Origin of the sequence: Amycolatopsis sp. NPDC089917, assembly GCF_040684635.1 — a bacterium.
GTDB lineage: Bacteria > Actinomycetota > Actinomycetes > Mycobacteriales > Pseudonocardiaceae > Amycolatopsis.
In genome coordinates this window covers 21205-38996 of the sequence record NZ_JBFBGL010000031.1, presented here as the reverse complement: position 1 = coordinate 38996, position 17792 = coordinate 21205, and the positions used below count along the sequence as shown (strand labels likewise).

General features: G+C 69.2%; 18 protein-coding genes. 16 read left to right on the top strand and 2 right to left on the bottom strand.

Annotated features, from left to right (window positions below; all coding sequences use genetic code 11):
• The first annotated feature begins 365 nt into the window (after positions 1-365).
• Genes AB0N89_RS22820 through AB0N89_RS22790 form a run of 7 tightly spaced genes read left to right on the top strand, consistent with a single transcriptional unit; the run spans position 366 to position 7034 of the window.
• On the top strand, positions 366-1403 hold the full coding sequence (locus AB0N89_RS22820) for an MCE family protein (RefSeq protein WP_364207501.1): 1038 nt from the start codon (positions 366-368) through the stop codon (positions 1401-1403).
• The gene (locus AB0N89_RS22815; RefSeq protein WP_364207499.1) at positions 1400-2431 is read left to right on the top strand and encodes an MCE family protein; all 1032 of its coding nucleotides are present in this window, start codon (positions 1400-1402) and stop codon (positions 2429-2431) included. The genes AB0N89_RS22820 and AB0N89_RS22815 overlap by 4 nt, the downstream gene beginning before the upstream one ends.
• On the top strand, positions 2428-3609 hold the full coding sequence (locus AB0N89_RS22810; RefSeq protein ID WP_364207497.1) for an MCE family protein: 1182 nt from the start codon (positions 2428-2430) through the stop codon (positions 3607-3609). Before AB0N89_RS22815 ends, AB0N89_RS22810 begins: the two co-directional genes overlap by 4 nt.
• A complete protein-coding gene (locus AB0N89_RS22805; RefSeq protein WP_364207495.1) occupies positions 3606-4823 on the top strand; it encodes an MCE family protein in 1218 nt (405 codons plus the stop codon). Before AB0N89_RS22810 ends, AB0N89_RS22805 begins: the two co-directional genes overlap by 4 nt.
• Positions 4820-6055 (top strand): MCE family protein, encoded by a 1236-nt coding sequence (locus AB0N89_RS22800; protein ID WP_364207493.1) that lies wholly within the window; start codon positions 4820-4822, stop codon positions 6053-6055. The genes AB0N89_RS22805 and AB0N89_RS22800 overlap by 4 nt, the downstream gene beginning before the upstream one ends.
• The gene (locus AB0N89_RS22795; protein ID WP_364207491.1) at positions 6055-6543 is read left to right on the top strand and encodes a hypothetical protein; all 489 of its coding nucleotides are present in this window, start codon (positions 6055-6057) and stop codon (positions 6541-6543) included. The genes AB0N89_RS22800 and AB0N89_RS22795 overlap by 1 nt, the downstream gene beginning before the upstream one ends.
• Positions 6540-7034: a hypothetical protein gene (locus AB0N89_RS22790; protein WP_364207489.1), complete on the top strand. Its 495-nt coding sequence runs from the start codon at positions 6540-6542 to the stop codon at positions 7032-7034. The genes AB0N89_RS22795 and AB0N89_RS22790 overlap by 4 nt, the downstream gene beginning before the upstream one ends.
• Here AB0N89_RS22790 and AB0N89_RS22785 read toward each other — a convergent pair whose 3' ends face one another.
• Positions 7035-7538 carry a hypothetical protein gene (locus tag AB0N89_RS22785; protein ID WP_364207487.1) on the bottom strand — a complete coding sequence of 168 codons (504 nt, stop codon included), beginning with the start codon at positions 7536-7538 and terminating at the stop codon, positions 7035-7037. It lies immediately after the preceding gene.
• 176 nt (positions 7539-7714) lie between these two features.
• Here AB0N89_RS22785 and AB0N89_RS22780 point away from each other — a divergent pair, with 176 nt between their 5' ends.
• The 3 genes from AB0N89_RS22780 (at position 7715) to AB0N89_RS22770 (ending at position 11570) form a co-directional block, all read left to right on the top strand.
• A complete protein-coding gene (locus AB0N89_RS22780) occupies positions 7715-8959 on the top strand; it encodes an aminotransferase class I/II-fold pyridoxal phosphate-dependent enzyme (RefSeq protein ID WP_364207485.1) in 1245 nt (414 codons plus the stop codon).
• Between the two features lie 503 nt (positions 8960-9462).
• A complete protein-coding gene (locus tag AB0N89_RS22775) occupies positions 9463-10401 on the top strand; it encodes a ferritin-like domain-containing protein (protein WP_364207483.1) in 939 nt (312 codons plus the stop codon).
• A gap of 68 nt (positions 10402-10469) precedes the next feature.
• On the top strand, positions 10470-11570 hold the full coding sequence (locus tag AB0N89_RS22770; protein ID WP_364207481.1) for an NAD(P)/FAD-dependent oxidoreductase: 1101 nt from the start codon (positions 10470-10472) through the stop codon (positions 11568-11570).
• A 66-nt stretch (positions 11571-11636) separates the two neighbouring features.
• Here the strand turns inward: AB0N89_RS22770 and AB0N89_RS22765 are convergent, their stop codons facing one another.
• Positions 11637-13436 carry a long-chain fatty acid--CoA ligase gene (locus tag AB0N89_RS22765; protein ID WP_364207479.1) on the bottom strand — a complete coding sequence of 600 codons (1800 nt, stop codon included), beginning with the start codon at positions 13434-13436 and terminating at the stop codon, positions 11637-11639.
• 82 nt (positions 13437-13518) lie between these two features.
• Here AB0N89_RS22765 and AB0N89_RS22760 point away from each other — a divergent pair, with 82 nt between their 5' ends.
• The 6 genes from AB0N89_RS22760 to AB0N89_RS22735 are packed head-to-tail and all read left to right on the top strand — an operon-like array spanning position 13519 to position 17790.
• Positions 13519-13974, top strand: a complete 456-nt coding sequence (locus AB0N89_RS22760) for a polyketide cyclase / dehydrase and lipid transport (RefSeq protein WP_364207477.1) — start codon at positions 13519-13521, stop codon at positions 13972-13974.
• A gap of 8 nt (positions 13975-13982) precedes the next feature.
• Positions 13983-14771, top strand: a complete 789-nt coding sequence (locus AB0N89_RS22755; RefSeq protein WP_364207475.1) for a metallophosphoesterase — start codon at positions 13983-13985, stop codon at positions 14769-14771.
• A 26-nt stretch (positions 14772-14797) separates the two neighbouring features.
• On the top strand, positions 14798-15238 hold the full coding sequence (locus AB0N89_RS22750; RefSeq protein WP_364207473.1) for an SRPBCC family protein: 441 nt from the start codon (positions 14798-14800) through the stop codon (positions 15236-15238).
• 14 nt (positions 15239-15252) lie between these two features.
• Positions 15253-16395 (top strand): ArsA family ATPase, encoded by a 1143-nt coding sequence (locus AB0N89_RS22745; RefSeq protein WP_364207471.1) that lies wholly within the window; start codon positions 15253-15255, stop codon positions 16393-16395.
• Positions 16392-16814, top strand: coding sequence for a hypothetical protein (locus AB0N89_RS22740; RefSeq protein ID WP_364207470.1), 423 nt, complete (start codon positions 16392-16394; stop codon positions 16812-16814). The genes AB0N89_RS22745 and AB0N89_RS22740 overlap by 4 nt, the downstream gene beginning before the upstream one ends.
• A gap of 16 nt (positions 16815-16830) precedes the next feature.
• Positions 16831-17790, top strand: a complete 960-nt coding sequence (locus AB0N89_RS22735) for an ROK family protein (RefSeq protein ID WP_364207612.1) — start codon at positions 16831-16833, stop codon at positions 17788-17790.
• Positions 17791-17792 lie beyond the last annotated feature (2 nt).

Sequence of the window (17792 nt, the reverse complement as noted above, 5' to 3'; positions counted from 1 at the left end):
AAAGCGTCCTTCAGCAACCACTCACGAGGCGCTGCGTCTCGACCACGTCGCGAAAGCCACTTTCGGGACGTCACGTGTCCCGAAAGTGGCTTTCGGGACACGCTCGTGGCGGGTCGAGCGGGTCGTGAGTGGCGATTCGGGTCAGAACCCGACTTGCCACTCACGACCCAGCCGACATCGCGAAAGCCACTTTCGCAACCTTCAACGTTGCGAAAGTGGCTTTCGCAACCCGCTCGCGCTGGCCATGGGGCCGGTCTGAAGGGGCCCTTCACCGCATGCGACGCGGCGAAGGGAGCTTTCACCCCGTCTGATGCGGGGAAAGCGTCCTTCAGCCCCCGGGCCACGCGAGGCCGGAGGGCGGTCCGATGAGGTCCTTCGTCCCGGATCTGGTCAAGATCCTCGTCTTCGCCGTGGTCACCGTGCTCCTCACCGCGGTCCTCGGCGCCACCATCGCGAACACCAACTTCGGCGAGACCTCCTGTTACACGGCCAAGTTCACCGACGCGTCCGGGCTCAAGGAGGGCGACGACGTCCGCATCGTCGGCGTGAAGGTCGGGCAGGTCGGCGAGATCGAGGTCGAGGAGGGCGAGAAGAACTTCGCCCAGGTCCACTTCGACGTCCAGACCACGCACCGGCTGCCCGCCTCGGTGACCGCGACCATCAAGTACCGCAACCTGGTCGGCCAGCGGTATCTCGCGCTCGGCACGGACATCGGCGACGAGAAGTCGTTGCCGCGCGGCGGGATCATCCCGCCCGAACGCACCAAGCCGGCCCTGAACCTGACGGTCCTCTTCAACGGGTTCAAACCGCTCTTCCGCGCGCTGAACCCCGAGGACGTCAACAAGCTCTCCTACGAGATCATCCAGGTCTTCCAAGGCGAGGGCGGCACGATCACCAGCCTGCTCGCGCACACCGCGTCGGTCACGTCGGCCATCGCGGGCAAGGACAAGATCATCGGCGACGTCATCGCGAACCTCAACACCGTGCTCGGCACGGTCGAGCGGCGCTCACCGCAACTGGGCGAGCTGATCGACCAGACACAGCGGCTGGTCACCGGGCTTTCCGAGCAGCGCAAGCCGATCGGGGACGCGGTCAAGGCGCTCGGCGACCTCACCGTCACCACGACGGGCCTGCTGGCCGACGCGCGCCCGGCCATCAAGGACGACGTCGCGCAGCTCGGCGCGCTGTCGCAGAATCTCGGCGATTCGGAGCAGCTGATCGATCATCTGCTGCAGGTGCTGCCGGGCAACCTGCAGAAGTTCACCAGGACGCTGAGCTACGGCAGCTGGTTCAACTACTACCTGTGCGGGATCTCCGGCAGCATCGGCATCAAGTCGCTCAACATCGAACTGCCGATCACGCCGCTGCCCGGCACGCAGCGACCGGAGAGGTGCGGGCCGTGAAGCCGCTCAAGGAACGCAACCAGGCCGTGGTGGGCGGAGTGGCGCTCATCCTGATCGTGCTGATCACGGCGACGACCTACTTCTCCGACCGGATCCCGCTGTTCGGCAGCGGGACGACGTACTCCGCGTACTTCGGCGAATCGGCCGGGCTGTCGCCGGACAACGAGGTGCAGGTCGCCGGGGTCAAGGTCGGCCAGGTCAGCTCGGTGGAACTGGCGGGCAGGAAGGTGCTGGTGAAGTTCCGGGTCTCCGGCGTCCGGGTCGGCGACGCCACCGCCGCGTCGATCGAGATCAAAACGCTGCTCGGCGAGAAGTTCCTCGCGCTGACCCCGAAAGGCAAGGGGAGCCAGGATCCGAACACCACGATCGGACTCGACCGCACGCGGACGCCGTTCGAACTGCAGGACGCGTTCCAGCAGCTGTCGGGCACGGTCGGCGAGATCGACACCGCGCAGCTCGCGTCGAGTTTCACCGTCCTCTCCGACGCGCTCAAGGACAGCCCCCAGTACCTGAAGGACGCGCTGGGCGGGCTCTCTTCCTTGTCCAAGACGGTCTCCTCCCGCGACGGTGACCTGAAGACGTTGCTGGCCAACACGAGCAAGGTGTCCAAGACGCTGTCCGATCGCAACGCCCAGTTGAAGCGGATCCTCGACGACGGCAATCTCCTGCTCGCCGAACTGCAGAACCGGAAGGACGCGATCAGCACGTTGCTCAAGGGCACGCAACAGGTCTCCGCGCAGCTGTCCGGGCTCGTCGCCGACAACCGGCAGCAGATGAAGCCGACGCTGGAGAAACTCGGCAAGGTCACCGACATCCTGCAGCGCAACCAGGACAATCTCAACCGCAGCCTCGCGCTGATGGCCCCGTTCGCCCGCGTCGGCGCCAACGCCACCGGGAACGGCCGCTGGTTCGAGGGCTACCTGTGCGGTCTGCTGCCGCCGACGATCATCGCGGGCGCGTTCCAGGTCAACCCGGAGGGCTGCACCCCGCCGATCGCCGCGCCGAACCAGGGGGCGGGCGGACGATGAGCAAGCAACCCCGCACGCTGTACACGTGGGTCGCGTTCGCCTGCGTCCTCGTGCTGATCGCGACCGCGGGTCTGTGGCTGGTGTTCAAAGAACCCGGCGGGACGCGGATCAGCGCCTACTTCGGGAAGACCGTCGGGCTCTACGCGGGTTCGTCGGTCCGGGTGCTCGGGGTGAAGGTCGGCGAGATCACCGGGGTCACGCCGCAGGGCGAGGCGGTCCGGGTCGACATGCGGATCGACGACGACACCCCGATCCCGGCCGACGCGGGCGCCGTGGTCGTCGCGCCGAGCCTGGTGAGCGACCGGTACGTCCAGCTGACCCCGGCGTACGAGAGCGGCCCCGAAATGGCCACGGACACGGTGATCGCCAAGGAGAAGACGGCGACCCCGGCCGAACTCGACGACCTCTACACGAGCCTCGACAAGCTCTCGACCAGCCTGGGTCCCAACGGCGCCAACAAGAACGGCGCGCTGTCCGACGTGCTCGACACGGCGGCGGCGAACCTCGGCGGCAACGGGAAGAACCTCAACACCACGGTGACCCGGCTGTCCGAACTGGCCAAGACCCTGGACAGCTCCAAAGGCGACCTGTTCACCACGGTGCAGAACCTGAACTCCTTCGCCGGCGCGCTGGCCGAAAGCGACAAGCAGCTCAACGAGTTCTACCGCCGGGCTGCGGACGTGAGCGGGTTCCTCGCCGCGGACTCCGCCGACGTGGGCGGCGCGCTGAACTCCCTGGCGACGGCGATGGGCGACGTCGAGAAGTTCGTGGCGGAGAACAAGGACCTGCTCTCGTCCAATGTGGACAAACTGGCCGGGCTGACCAAGGTGCTCGTGGACCAGCGGGCCTCGCTCGCCGAGGTGATCGACATCGCGCCGACCGGGGCGACCAACTTCATCAACTCCTACGACGCGGCGTCCGGCACGATCGCGGTGCGGGACAACCTGAACGAGCTCACACATCCGCCGATCCTGACCGTGTGCCGCCTGATCAGCGCGAGCACGCCGAAGCCGATCCCGGACGCGCTCGGAAACATCTGCAAGCAGCTGGCGCCGGTCCTCGACGGCACGCTGAAACTCCCGTCGATCCCGCAGGTGCTGGCCTCGCTGCAGAGCGGTGAACTGCCGCCGCTTCCGCTCCCGCTGATCGACGTCATGGCCAAGGGGCTCCCGAAATGAGGCGGCAACGGCAGAAGATCGCGGGGGTGATGGCGGGCGTCCTGGTGCTCGCCGGCTGCGGCGACGGCGGTTTCTCGGGGCTGTACAACACTCCCTTGCCGGGTGGCGCGGATCTCGGCGACCATCCGTACCGGGTCTCCGCGCAGTTCTCCGACGTCCTCGACCTCGTGCCGCAGGCGACCGTGAAGGTCAACGACGTCTCGGTCGGCCGGGTCGAGAAGATCGACCTCGCGCCGGACACCCGCTCGGCGTGGGTGAGCATGGTCGTCAACGGCGACATCGCGCTGCCCGCGAACGCGCGGGCCGAACTGCGGCAGTCGAGCCTGCTGGGGGAGAAGTTCGTCGACCTGCACGAGGCGCGGGACGTCAAACCCGAGGGAACGCTCGCCGAGGGCGCGAAGATCCCGCTGGACCGCACGAACCGCAACCCCGAGGTCGAAGAGGTCCTCGGCGCGCTTTCCCTGCTGCTCAACGGCGGCGGGGTCGAGCAGATCCAGAAGATCAGCCACGAACTGAACGAAGCGCTCACCGGCAACGAGGCCGAGGTCCGCGGGCTGCTGTCCCAAGTGGACGAACTGGCGACCGAACTCGACGGGCACAAGGGCGAGATCCTGCGCGCCATCGACGGTGTCGACAAGTTGTCCAAGACGCTGGTCGGCCAGACGCAGAACATCACGAACGCGCTCGACAACCTGTCGCCGGGGCTCAAGGTCGTGACCGAGCAACGCGATCAGCTCGTCGGCATGCTCCAGTCGCTGAACACGCTGTCCGGGGTCGCGACCGAAACGATCAACGCCAGCAAGGACTCGCTGGTGGCGAACCTCCGCGCGCTGCAGCCGACGCTCAAGAAGCTGAGCGAGGCCGGTCAGGACCTGCCGACCGCGCTGCGGATCCTGCTCACCTACCCGTTCCCGGACTACGCGGGTAACGTGATCAAGGGCGACTACGCGAACGTGGACGCCAAGATCGACCTGAACCTGGACACCTTCCTGGAGAACATGAACAACTCCTCGCAGCCGATCATCCAGCTGCCGGGGACCCAGGGCACCGGGGCGGCCGGGGCGATCCCGTTCAACAACGGCGCCGCGCCGCCGCTGCTCCCGCTGCCCGCCGGGGACCTCCCGCAGGCGCCGCAGGCCCAGACGCCCCAAGGGGACGTCCTGGGCGGTGTGCTCGGCGGGATCCTCGGGCCGATCCTGGGAGGTGGCCGGTGATCACGCGCAAGACCAGGATCCAGATGGCGGTGTTCCTCGTCATCGCGGTCGTTTCGGTCGTCTACGCGGGCGGCAAGTACGCCGGGCTGGACCGGCTCTTCGGCACCCGCGGCTACCTCGTCACCGCGCAGCTCGCGGACTCCGGCGGGATCTTCGTCAACGCCGAGGTCTCCTACCGCGGCGTCGCGGTCGGCAAGGTCTCGTCGATGACGCTCACCGAGCAGGGCGTCGACCTCGGGCTCGACATCGATTCGGGCGCGCCGAAGATCCCCGCGGACACCAAGGCCGCGGTCGCGAACCGGTCGGCGGTGGGGGAGCAGTACGTCGATCTGCTGCCCATGCACGAAAACGGGCCGTACCTGGCGCAGGGTTCCGTCATCAAGCGGGACAAGACGTCGATCCCGCTCGCGCCGGACACCGTACTGTCCAATTTGGACAAACTGGTGTCGAGCGTGAAGCCGGACTCGCTGAAGACCGTCGTCGACGAGACCTACGAGGCGTTCGCCGACGCAGGCCCGGACCTGCGGCAGCTGCTGGACAGCACCGGTTCGCTCACCGCGACCGCGACCCAGTACCTGCCCGACACCCAGGGCCTGCTGTCGAACTCGCGGACGGTGCTGGACACCCAGCGCCGTCAGGCGGACAACATCACGCAGTTCTCCAGCGGGCTCAAGACGATCGCCGCGCAGCTGAAGTCGTCCGACCCGGATCTGCGGCGCGTGATCGACGAGGCGCCCAAGCTGAGCCGCCAGATCAGCGACGTGCTCGCGGTCTCGGGGACCGACCTCGGGGTGCTGTTCGCGAACGCGCTCACCACCGCCCAGATCACCTCCGCCCGCACCGACGCGATCGAGGAACTCCTCGTCGCGTATCCGATCATCTCGGCGTTCTCGCGGTCGACGTCGCCGGACGGCACGGGCCACCTCGGCGTCGTGTTCAACTTCTTCGACCCGGTCTCGTGCACGAAGGGCTACGAGGGCACGAAACAGCGTCCCGCCAACGACACCACCGAGGCGCCGGTGAACACGCAGGCGTACTGCGCCGAGCCGCCGGGAAGCCCCACGGGCGTGCGCGGGTCGCAGAACGCCCCGTACGCCGGGAAGCCGCCCGCGGTCCCGGAGAAGCCGAAGCAGACCCCTCAGGCGGCGGAATCCGCCCAGCTGCCGGGTGTGCTGAACCTGCTCACCGGATCCGCGCCGAGCGGACTGGGCGCGTTGCTGGGCGGTAAGTAGTGCTCAACCGCGCCCTCACCGTCGCCGCCGCGCTGGCGGTCCTCGCGGCCGCCTGGTTCGGCTGGTCGTGGTGGAGCGCCGCCGGGGACGACGGCCTGGCCAGGGGCCGCGAGCGGGAAGCCGTCCTCGCCGCCGCGTCCGGCCAGCTCGAAGTGCTCAACACGATCGACTACCGCAGCGGGGCCCAGGACGTCGACCGCTGGCTCGGCGTCACCACCGGACGGCTCGGCAAGGACCTCACCGGCGACCGGCAGATCCAGATCGACCGCGCGAACACGAGCAAGACCGTCGCCACGGCCAAGCTCAAACAGGCCGCCGTCACCGAACTCGACGCCACCGCCGGCACGGCGAGGCTCATGGCCGTGCTGGACGTGCGCGTCAGCACCGGCGGCGGCTCGGCCGCGCCCAAGGTGAGCAGGCTGACCGTGGACTACCAGCGCGTCGAGGACGGCTGGAAGGTCAGCGCGGTACAGGCGGCGGGCTCGTGACCGGGCGCACCCCGCGGCTCCTGATCGCGATCATCGTGCTCGCCACCGGCTGCGCGGTGTGGTTCGGCCTCCAGGCGTCCTCCCTGGGCTCGGACGGCAACGCGGCGCTGGTCGACCAGGCCGCCACGGCCGAGGTCGCCGACCAGGTCGGCGCCGGGGTGAAGGCCGTCTTCTCCTACGACTACAGCAACCTCGCGCGGACCGAGCGGGCCGCGGCCGACGTGCTGACCGGCGAGGCGACCGGGCAGTACCGCGACCAGTTCGCCTCGGCGCGGAAACGGGCCGAAGAGCAGAAGCTGGTGCGCACGACGACGGTCCGCTCCCTGGGCGTCCGGTCCCTGCGCGGCGACCAGGCCGAAGTGCTGTTGTTCCTCGACCAGCAGACGATCGCCGCCGGGGGAGGCGCGCCGCAGTCGACGGTCTCCCAGCTTTCGGTCACCGCGCGGCGCGTCGACGGCCGGTGGAAGATCTCCGCGCTCACCGCGCTCTGATCAGGACACGCGTTTCATGGTCGCCGCGGTGATCGCGCCGCCGGAAACGGTGTAGGAACCGGTGAAAACGCGCATCGAACCATCGGTCTGCCGTGCCGAGAGATCGACGTACACGGTGTTCCCGCTCGTACTCCGCACGGTGAGCGCCGCCCATGAAGTCGTCGCGTATCCGTTGCTCCAGGAGGCATAAGTGCCTCCTTTCGCCAATCGCTGACCTCCGAGATTCCACGCGGTCAGGAAATCACGCCGGTTGATCGCGTCGTAGAAGGCGATCACCGTTTGCGCCACCGGAACCGCCGGTGCGGGATAGACCGTCCGCGTCGCGGGCGGTGCGACATAAACCGTCTGCGGCGGGGGCGCGGCCACCGGTGGCTGGATCACGATCGTGGTCGGCGGGGCGGCCACCGCGACGGCCGGAGCCGCCGTTCCCTGATTCGGCACCGCGCACGCGGCCACCGCGCCGGCGACCATGAGTGTCACCGCCGCCCACTTCTTCGCTTCCATTTCTTTCCCCTTTTCCTCGTGATACCGAGAATGCGGGAATGCGCGGCGCCGTCACTAGGGGATTAGGTCTCGTTACGAATGATGAAAAACGCGCCGGAACCGTTATCCGATCTTGTGCGCGCGGGCGTAGGGCCACCCTCGTCCCACGCCGATCCGCCGCGGGTTTAGCGTTAGGCATGACCACTGCACCTGTCGATGTCGAGAGCGCCCGCCGCGACTACGCGGCCCTCGTCGACCGTGGCCTCTCCCTGGACATCACCCGCGGCAAGCCGTCCCCCCGCCAGCTGGACCTCGCAGACGGGCTGCTCGCCCTCCCCGGAGACGTGCGCAAGGCCGAGGACGGCACGGACGTCCGCAACTACGGCGGCCTCAAGGGCCTGCCCGAGCTCCGCCGCATCTTCGCCGGGCCGCTGCAGGTCCCGGCCGAGCAGCTGCTGGCCGCGGGCAACTCCAGCCTGGAGCTCATGCACGACTCGATCGTGCAGGCCTTCCTCAGCAAGCTCCCCGGCGCCGAGCGCCGCTGGGCCGACGAGGCGAGCGTCAAGTTCCTGTGCCCGGTGCCGGGCTACGACCGCCACTTCGCGCTGGCCGAGCGCTTCGGCATCGAGCTGGTCCAGGTCCCCCTCACCGAGACCGGCCCGGACATGGACGCCGTCGAGCGTCTCGTCGCCGAGGACGCCGCGGTCAAGGGCATCTGGTGTGTGCCGAAGTACAGCAACCCGACTGGCGTCACCTACAGCGAGGACACCGTGCGCCGCCTGGCCACGATGACCACGGCGGCCCCGGACTTCCGGATCTTCTGGGACAACGCCTACGCCGTGCACCACCTCACCGACGCCGAGGCACCGCTGGCCGACCTGTTCGCGCTGGCCACCGAGGCGGGCAACGCCGACCGCGTGTTCGTCTTCGGCTCCACCTCGAAGGTGACCTACGCCGGTGGTGGCGTCGGCTTCTTCGGCGCTTCCGAGGCCAACCTGGCCTGGTGGACCGGCCTCATCGGCAAGCGGACCATCGGCCCGGACAAGGTCAACCAGCTCCGGCACGCGCAGTTCCTGCGCGACGAGGACGGCGTCCGCGAGCACATGCGCAAGCACGCCGAGCTCATCGGGCCGAAGTTCGCGGCCGTCGACGAGATCCTGACCAAGGAACTGGGCGAATCGGGCCTCGTGTCCTGGACCAAGCCGACCGGCGGGTACTTCATCTCGCTGACCGTGCCGTCCGGGACCGCCAAGGAGGTCGTGCGGCTGGCCAAGGAGGCGGGCATCGCCCTGACCCCGGCCGGTGCGACGCATCCCTACGGCGACGACCCCGAGGACGCCGTCATCCGCATCGCCCCGACGTACCCCGAGCTGGCCGAGGTCGAAGAGGCCATCCGCGGTCTGGTGGTCTGCGTTCGCCTCGCGGCGGCGACGAAGAAGTAAGCAAGCGGGCGAAGCTGAGTCACCGGCTTGCGCTAGTCCGGCTGTGAGGTCCGTGAAGGCCTCCTTGAGGGACCCAGAGTCCCTCAAGGAGGCCTTCACGGACGCGACCGATGTGGCCTTGACGGGCTCCCGGGGCAGGACACTTGTCGCGAAAGCCACTTTCGCGACGTCAGGTGCCCCGAAAGTGGCTTTCGCGACGTGACCCGCCGAGGTACCGCTCCGGCGGGTGCGCGTGATCGAGGAGACGGCACGTGTGATCAGACGGACGACACGCGTGACTGGCCGGACGACACGCGCACGGCCGGGTCGCGCGCTGAGCCGTCCGCCTGGACACGCGTGTCGTCCGTCTGATCACACGTGTCGGCCATCCGGTCACGCGACATCGTCCGTGACACCTCTGTCCTGTCCCGCAACTAGTTCGAGAACTTTTCCAATCCGGGCCACGAGTGGTTCCGAACGTCCGAGTGGGTGGGTGTGCACCGCAAAGACGAGAGGAACCACTCGTGTTCGGAAAGCCCTTTGTCCGCACCCTGATCTCACGCAGTGCCGAGAACCGCACGGACCGCCGCCGGTTCCTGAAGGCCGCAGGCGCGGCGGGCCTCGGTGTCGTCGGCGCGACGTACCTCGGCGTGCAGGCCACGTCGTCCGCTTCGGCGACGAGCGAGGCGGCCGCCGCGCCCAGTGACGCGGCCGTGCTCAATTTCGCGCTCAACCTGGAGTACCTCGAAGCCGAGTTCTACTCCTTCGCCGTCTACGGCCACGGGCTGCCGGACGACCTCACCGGCGGCGTCGGCACCCAGGGCGGGGTGGCCGGCGGCAAGAAAGTGATGTTCCACGACAAGGCGCTGCACCAGTTCGCGAAGGAGATCGCGGGCGACGAGGTCGCGCACGTCAAGTTCCTGCGCGGCGCGCTCGGCGAGGCCGCGGTGTCACGGCCTCAGATCGACCTCAAGGACAGCTTCACCGCGGCCGCGAAGGCGGCCGGGCTGATCAGCGGGTACCAGCAGTTCGACCCGTTCGCCAACGAGAAGAACTTCCTGCTCGCGGCGTTCCTGTTCGAGGACGTCGGTGTGACGGCGTACAAGGGCGCCGCCCCGCTGATCACCAACAAGACGTTCCTGGACGCGGCCGCCGGGATCCTGGCCGCCGAGGCCTACCACGCCGCCACCATCCGGACGTCGCTGTTCGACCGGGACCTCGGCGACGCGGCGGCCAAGATCTCCAACGCCCGCGACGCCCTCGACGGCCCCGGCGACGACGATCAGGGCATCGTGCTCGGCAACCAGGCGAACATCGTGCCCACCGACAACAACGGCGTCTGCTTCGGCCGCGGCGCGGACCGGGTGCTCAACGTCGTCTACCTGAACCCGGGTCCGGTGAAGGAAGGCGGGTTCTTCCCCAAGGGCGTCAACGGCGACATCGTCGCCAGCGGCGGCGCGTGATTCCCCCTCTGTCGTGTCGCCGGTTCCCGGGTACCGTCAGGGGCCGGTGACACGACAGGGGGTTCGCGGTGAAGGCAGTGATCATCGGCGGCGGCATCGCCGGGACGGTGACCGCGATGGCGTTGCGGCGGGCCGGGATCGAAGCGAGCGTCCACGAGGCGTACGAGTCCGGTGGCGAGGACGCGGGCGCGTTCCTGACGATCATGCACAACGGCATGGACGCCCTGCGCGCGATCGGCGCCGAGGGGCCGGTGATCGAGAACTCCTTCGCCGCCGTCGGGCTGGAACTCGTCACGCCGGACGGGAAGACCGTCGAACAGCGGTCGTTCGGCACTGACGGCACTCACGGGCCGCGAACCTTGAAGCGCTCGTCGCTTTACCTTGCGCTGCAAGAGGAAGCGATCTCGCGCGGGATCACCTTCGAGCGCGGGAAACGGCTGGTGTCCGCGTCGCCGGGTGTCGCCCGTTTCGAGGACGGGACGGTCGCCGAGGGCGACATCCTGATCGGCGCCGACGGCCTGCGATCGGTCCTCCGGACCATCATCGACCCGTCGTGCCCGCCTCCGCGCTCGACGGGGCTCGACGTCGTCTACGGCTACACGACCGACACGAGCGTCCCGCAGGCGCCGTCGCTCTACCGGATGATCCAGAGTCTGCACGCCTTCTTCGGCTACACGAGCGCCCCCGACGGCTCGACGTACTGGTTCGCGCGGCTGCCCACGGCCGAAGGGGTCCGGACTGGCCTGACCCCGGAGGAATGGCGCACGGCGGCTTTCGTCACGTTCGACGGGGAACCGTTGCCCGCCGCGGAAATCATCGCGTCGACGGGGGACGACGTCTTCGGTGGCCACGCCTACGACGTCCCTTCGACGCCGGTGTGGTTCACCGAGTCGATGGTGCTCGTGGGCGACGCGGCGCACGCGGCTTCGCCCGCTGCCGGGCAGGGCGCGTCGATGGCGCTGGAGGACAGTGTCGTGCTGGCCCAGTGCCTGAGGGATCTTCCTGACGCGCCAACGGCTTTCGCGGCCTACGAGCGGTTGCGGCGGGCTCGGGTCGAGAAGCTGGTGGCGAGCAGCGCGGCGGTGTCTTCGGGGACGACGCCCGACCGGGACCGGAACTGGCTGTATCGGCACCACATCGAGTGGGACGCCGAGATCCCCCGCATTTAGCCACTTGCATGAAGGCCCCCTTCCTGTACCTAGGAGCAAGGAAGGGGGCCTTCATGTACCAGCGGGCTACTTCTTGTACAGGGCTTCGATGTCGTTCGCGTAGTTCTTGTTCACGATGTTGCGCTTCAGCTTCAGGCTCGGCGTGATCTCTCCGCCCGCCTCGGTGAAGTCCTTCGACAGGATCGTGAACTTCTTGATCGCCTCGGCCTGCGACACCGCGCTGTTGGCCTGGTTGACGGCCTCCTGGATTTCGGCGCGCAGTTCGGCGTCGTCGGCCAGATCGGACACGGAGGCGCCGGAAGGCTTGCCGTGCTGGGACTTCCACGACGGGAAGTACTCCTCGTCGATGGTGATCAGCGCGCCGATGAACGGCCGCTGGTCGCCGACGACCATCGCCTGGCTGACCAGCGGGCTGGCCTTGATGGTGTCTTCGAGGCCGGACGGCGCGACGTTCTTGCCGCCCGCGGTGACGATGATCTCCTTCTTGCGCCCGGTGATCTTGAGGAACCCGTCGCGGTCGAGCTCGCCGAGGTCGCCGGTGTGGAACCAGCCGTCCTCCAGCGCTTCGGCGGTCGCCTCGGCGTTGTTGAAGTAGCCGCCGAACACGACGTCGCCCTTGAGCAGGATCTCGCCGTCGTCGGCGATCCGGACCGAGGTGCCGGCGACCGGCCGTCCCACGGTGCCGACGCGGAACCCGTCCTGGGTGCCGACGCAGGCCGCCGCGGAGGTCTCGGTCAGGCCGTAGCCCTCGAACACCGGGACGCCGATGCCGCGGAAGAAGTGCGCCAGCCGCACGCCGAGCGGGGCGCCGCCGGACACCGCGGCGACGCACCGGCCGCCGAGGGCCGCGCGCAGCTTGCTGAACACGAGCTTGTCGAACAGCGCGTGCTTGACCTTGAGGCCCAGCCCGGCGCCGCCGGTGTCCTGGGCCTGGCTGTAGGCGACGGCGGTGGCTTCGGCGGCGTCGAAGATCTTGCCCTTGCCGTCCCCGTGCGCCTTCTGCTTCGCGCTGTTGTAGACCTTCTCGAACACGCGCGGCACGGCGACGACGAACGTCGGCCGGAAGGTGCCGAGGTCGGCGACGAGGTTCTTGACGTCCGAGGTGTGCCCGAGGGTCACCCGCGCGCTGAGCGCGGTCACCGCGATGGCGCGGGCGAGGACGTGCGCGAGCGGCAGGAACACCAGCAGCGAGTTGCCCTGCTCCATCAGCTGCGGGAACGCGGCGATGTCGGCGCGGATCTCGGAGAGGAGGTTCCGGTGGGTCAGCTCGACGCCTTTGGGGCGGCCGGTGGTGCCCGAGGTGTACACGATCGTGGCGAGGTCGCCCGCCTTCACCGAGCGGCGGCGCTCGTGCAGATCGTCGTCGCCCAGCTCGGCGCCCTGCGCGGTGAGGTGGTCGACGGCGGGCGCGCCGGCGGCCTCGATCTGCCAGGTGTGCTCAAGTGAGTCGAGGCGTCCCTTGACGGTCTCCAGCGTCGCGAGGTGGTCGTCGGTTTCGACGAACACGGCCTTCGCCGCCGAGTCCGAAAGGATCCAGTGGACCTGCTCGGCCGAGGAGGTGTCGTAGATCGGGACGGTGACCGCGCCGGCGGCCCAGATCGCGAAGTCGATCAGGGTCCATTCGTAGCGGGTCTTGGACATGAGCCCGATCCGGTCACCCGGTGCGATGCCCGCCTGGGCCATTCCCTTGGCCACGGCCAGTACCTGGGCGGCGAAATCCTTGGCGGTGACGTCCAGCCAGGTTCCGTCGACCTGGCGGCGGAAACTCACGACATCGGAGAACCGCTCGGCGTTCGCCCAGACGACGTCCGCGAGGTTCTCGTCGTCGGTCACCGGATTGGCGGCGGGGGCGCTGTATTCGCGCACGAGGAACCTCCGTGTTCGCGTGCAAAGTGGTGTGACCGGTGTTACCCGCCAGTCAACTTAGCGTGCCGTGCACCTTAAGACCATGCTGACGAATCGGCCATACCGAGGGCATGACATTCTGCCGCTTGTGAACCAGGCGCCGCCAGCTCTCGACATCGTCGACGAGACCTTCCTCGTGGTCCCGCCCTCCACCGTGGCCGCCGCCTTCGCCGATCCGCGATCTTGGTCACGTTATTGGCCGGACCTCGTTCTCGAGGTCTACACCGACCGCGGCGACGAAGGATTGCGCTGGACCGTGCGCGGTGCCTTGATCGGTACCATGGAGGTCTGGCTCGAGCCGGTGCTCGACGGCACTCTGCTGCATTACTTCCTGCGTGCCACTCCCGCCGGTCCGGACGGGGAGCCGCGCGTACTGGAGCCCCGGGACCTGCGGCGGGAGTTCGACCGCCGCGCCCGTGCCGCCAAGGCTATCGCGCTCGGGCTCAAAGAGGTTCTCGAGGACGGGCGCGAGCCCGGGGTCGGCCCCCGGGCCGAGTAGGGGTGAGCATGCGGGTTCACGTGGTGTCGGACGTGCACGGAAACGCCGACGCGCTCAAACGCGCGGGCGACGGTGCCGACGCGCTGATCGTGCTGGGCGACCTGCTGGACTTCGTCGACTACCGCGAGCACGACAAGGGCATCATGGGCGCGCTGTTCGGCGCCGAGAAGGTCGGCGAGTTCGCGCGGCTGCGGCGTGAAGGCACTCGTGATGAGACCGTTGCCTTCTCGCGATCGTTGTGGGCCACGCTGGCCGATCCGGCCGCCGCCGTCGGCGAGGCCATCCAGGACCAGTACTCCGTCCTGTTCGGCTCCCTCACCGCGCCGACGTTCGCGACTCCCGGCAACGTCGACGACCCCTCGCTGTGGTCCGAGTTCGCGGGCGAAGGCATCCAGGTCCTCGACGGCGGTGTGGCCGAGTTCGGCGGGCTGCGCTTCGGGTTCATCGGCGGCGCGCTGCTCCCGCCGAACGTGGTCCCGCGCCGCAACGGCTTCTGGCGGCCGTATCTGCGCACCCGCGAGGAGTACGACGCCGCGGTCGCCAGCCTGGAGGACATCGACGTCCTGTGCACCCACATCCCGCCCGCCATCCCGGAACTGACCTACGACGTGGTCGCGCGGCGGTCCGAGATCGGGTCGGCGGCGCTGGTGGACCTCATCCGCGCACAGCGGCCGCGCTGGTCGGTGTTCGGGCACGTCCACCAGCCGCTGTCCGCGCGGACGAGGGTCGGCAGGACCGAATGCCGTAACGTCGGTCACTTCAAAGAGACGGCACAGCCGTACGTGCTTCGCTGGTGACGGCCGGGCCCGGCTAGGCTGCGTTCATGGCCGAGCAGTCCACGCAATCCATCGAGGTCGACGCCGAGCCCGAGCGGGTCATGGCCGTCATCGCCGACTTTCCCGCGTACCCGGAATGGGCCAAGGCCGTCCGGGAGACCGAAGTGCTCGGCGAGGACGGTGACGGCCGCGCCAAGCAGGTGAAACTCACCCTCGACGCCGGACCGATCAAGGACGTCTACACCCTCGAGTACGACTGGGACACCGACGGCCGGGGAGTCAGCTGGCACCTGGTCAAGGGGCAGATGCAGAAGGCCCAGAACGGCCGTTATGCCCTCGAAGCGCTGGGCGCCGGCCGCACCAAGGTCACGTATACGCTGTCCGTCGAGCTGGCGCTGCCGATGATCGGGCTGCTGCGCCGCAAGGCCGAGAAGATGGTCATGGACACCGCGCTCAAGGAGCTCAAGAAGCGCGCTGAAGCATCCTGAGTCGAAGGGTAGGCATGCGGATCCTGCTTTTCACCGGCAAGGGGGGTGTCGGCAAGACCACGCTGGCCGCGGCGACGGCCGCGGCCCTCGCCGGGCGGGGCAGGAAGACCCTGGTCGTCTCGACCGACCCGGCGCATTCCCTCGGTGACGCCTTCGGCCGCGCCCTCGGCGCCGAGCCGTCCGAAGTGGACACCCTCCTGCACGCGGTCCAGATCGACACCCGCGGCCTCGTCGACAGCACCTGGCGCGAACTCCGGCAGGAACTGCAGTCCGCGCTCGCGGGCGCGGGCCTCGACTCCCTCGACGCCGAAGAACTCACCGTGGTGCCCGGCGTCGACGAACTCCTCGCCCTCACCGAGGTCCAGCGCCTCGCCGAGCACGGTCCCTGGGAGACGGTCGTCGTCGACTGCGGGCCGACCGCGGAAACCCTGCGCCTGCTGGCTTTGCCCGAAGCCGTCTCCGGCTACCTTTCGAGGGTCTTCAAACCGGGCGCCCGGCGGACGGCGGCCGCCGTGCGGCGGCTCGGCGCGCATCTGGAGTCGCTGCGCGCCCTGCTGACCGATCCGGCGACCACCACCGTGCGGCTCGTGCTGACGCCGGAACGCGTCGTCGTCGCGGAAGCCCGTCGCACGCTCAGTTCCCTGGCCCTGCGCGGGATCCTGGTCGACGGCCTGATCGTCAACCGGCTGATGCCCGCGCCCGGGTTCTGGCGCGGCGCCGCGGCTTCGTGGATGCGGACCCGGCGCACGCAGCAGAACGCCGTCCTCGCCGAACTCGGCGACGCGGGATTCGGGCCCGGCCAGGTGAAGCCCGTCGAGCATCGCGCCGTCGAGCCCGTGGGCCTGGCGGCTTTGCAGGAAATCGCGTACGAGCTCTACCAGGGGCTGGATCCCTTGGCAGGAAACGAAAAAGGCGTCACCCCGCTGCTGCGGGTGTCCGAATCGGACGGTGGTTACCAGCTGCGGATCGCCGTGCCGTTGCACCGTGATTCCGAAGTGGACCTGGCCAGAGTGGACGATGATCTCGCCGTCACCGTGGACGGTTTCCGGCGGCTGATCGCGCTGCCGGAGATGTTGCGCCCGTGCCGGATCACCGGTGCGGAATCCGACGCGCACGGCCTGGTCGTGGGCCTGGCCGGGAACCGGGGACCCGGGTGAGCGAGAACAGCGAACACACGCCGTCCGACGGCCTGAAACTGGCCGAAGAGATCCGGCTGCTGGTCGAACTGGTCGTCGAGCACGCCGCGCCGTGGCTGGAGGACCTGATCTCCGCCGGTCATGGTTGCTCCGACCATGACACGGACGGTGGCTGGTGCCCGCTCTGCGCGATCGTCGGGGTCTTCCGCGGCGAACGGCCCGAGTTCGTGGCCCGGCTGATGGAGCAGGCCGCGCAGCTCGTCGCGCTGCTGCGGGCGGTGCTGGCCGATCGCTGGGAGCCCGAGGGCGGGGTGCACATGCCGGGGTTCCAGCCTGCGCGGAAGGAGCCCGCGCGGGAAGATGCGCCGGTGGGAGCTTCGCGGGTCCAGCACATCACGGTGACCAGGCGCGACGCTTGGCAGCCGGACCGGGAGAACTGAGTTGCTGACGATAGGGGTGGACGTCGGGGGCACGAGTGTGCGCGCCGGCGTCGTGGACGAGCACGGCTCGCTGATGGACACCGCCAGGGTCGGGACCCCCGGCGAGGAGGACGCGCTCGAAGACGCCATCGCCGGGGTCGTCGAAGACCTCCGCAACCGGCACGACGTCTCCGGTGTCGGGCTGGCTGTCGCCGGTTTCGTCGCCAAGGACCGCCGGACGGTGATGTTCGCGCCGCATCTGTCCTGGCGTGCCGCGCCGGTCGCCGATCGGATCGAGAAGCGCGTCGGCCTGCCGGTGACCCTGGAGCACGACGTGAACGCCGCCGCCGTCGGCGAGTACCGCTTCGGAGCCGCTCGCGGCGCCCATGTCGCCGCGCTGATCGCGCTCGGCACCGGGATCGGGGCGGGCCTGCTGCTCGACGGCCGGATCTATCGGGGCGCGCACGGTGTCGCGCCGGAACTCGGGCATCTGACCGTCGTCCCCGGCGGGCGGCCCTGCCCGTGCGGGAAGTACGGCTGCTGGGAGCGGTACTGCAGCGGGACGGCGTTGTCCGCGACGGCGGTGGAACTGCTCGCGCGGCATCCCGGCCGCTCGACCGTGCTGGCGCGCGAGACCAGGGGAGACCCGGGCTCGGTGACCGGACGCCGGGTGGCGGGCGCGGCCCGCGACGGCGACCCGATCGCCCAGCGCGCGATGACCGAACTCGCGAAGTGGCTGGCCGAAGGCCTGGCGCTGGTCGCCGACGTCTTCGACCCCGAGATCATCGTGATCGGCGGCGGCGTTTCCGAATCGGCGCCGCTGTTCCTCGACGAGGCGCGCGAACGCTACGCGGACAAGATCACCGGCGCCGGGCACCGTCCGCTGGCCCGGATCCGGGCCGCGCACCACGGCGACGATTCGGCCATCGTGGGCGCCGCGGCGCTCGCCGTCGACGCGGCGAAGGCTCCCGGGGCCGAGGTCGGTGTGACAGGCTGAGG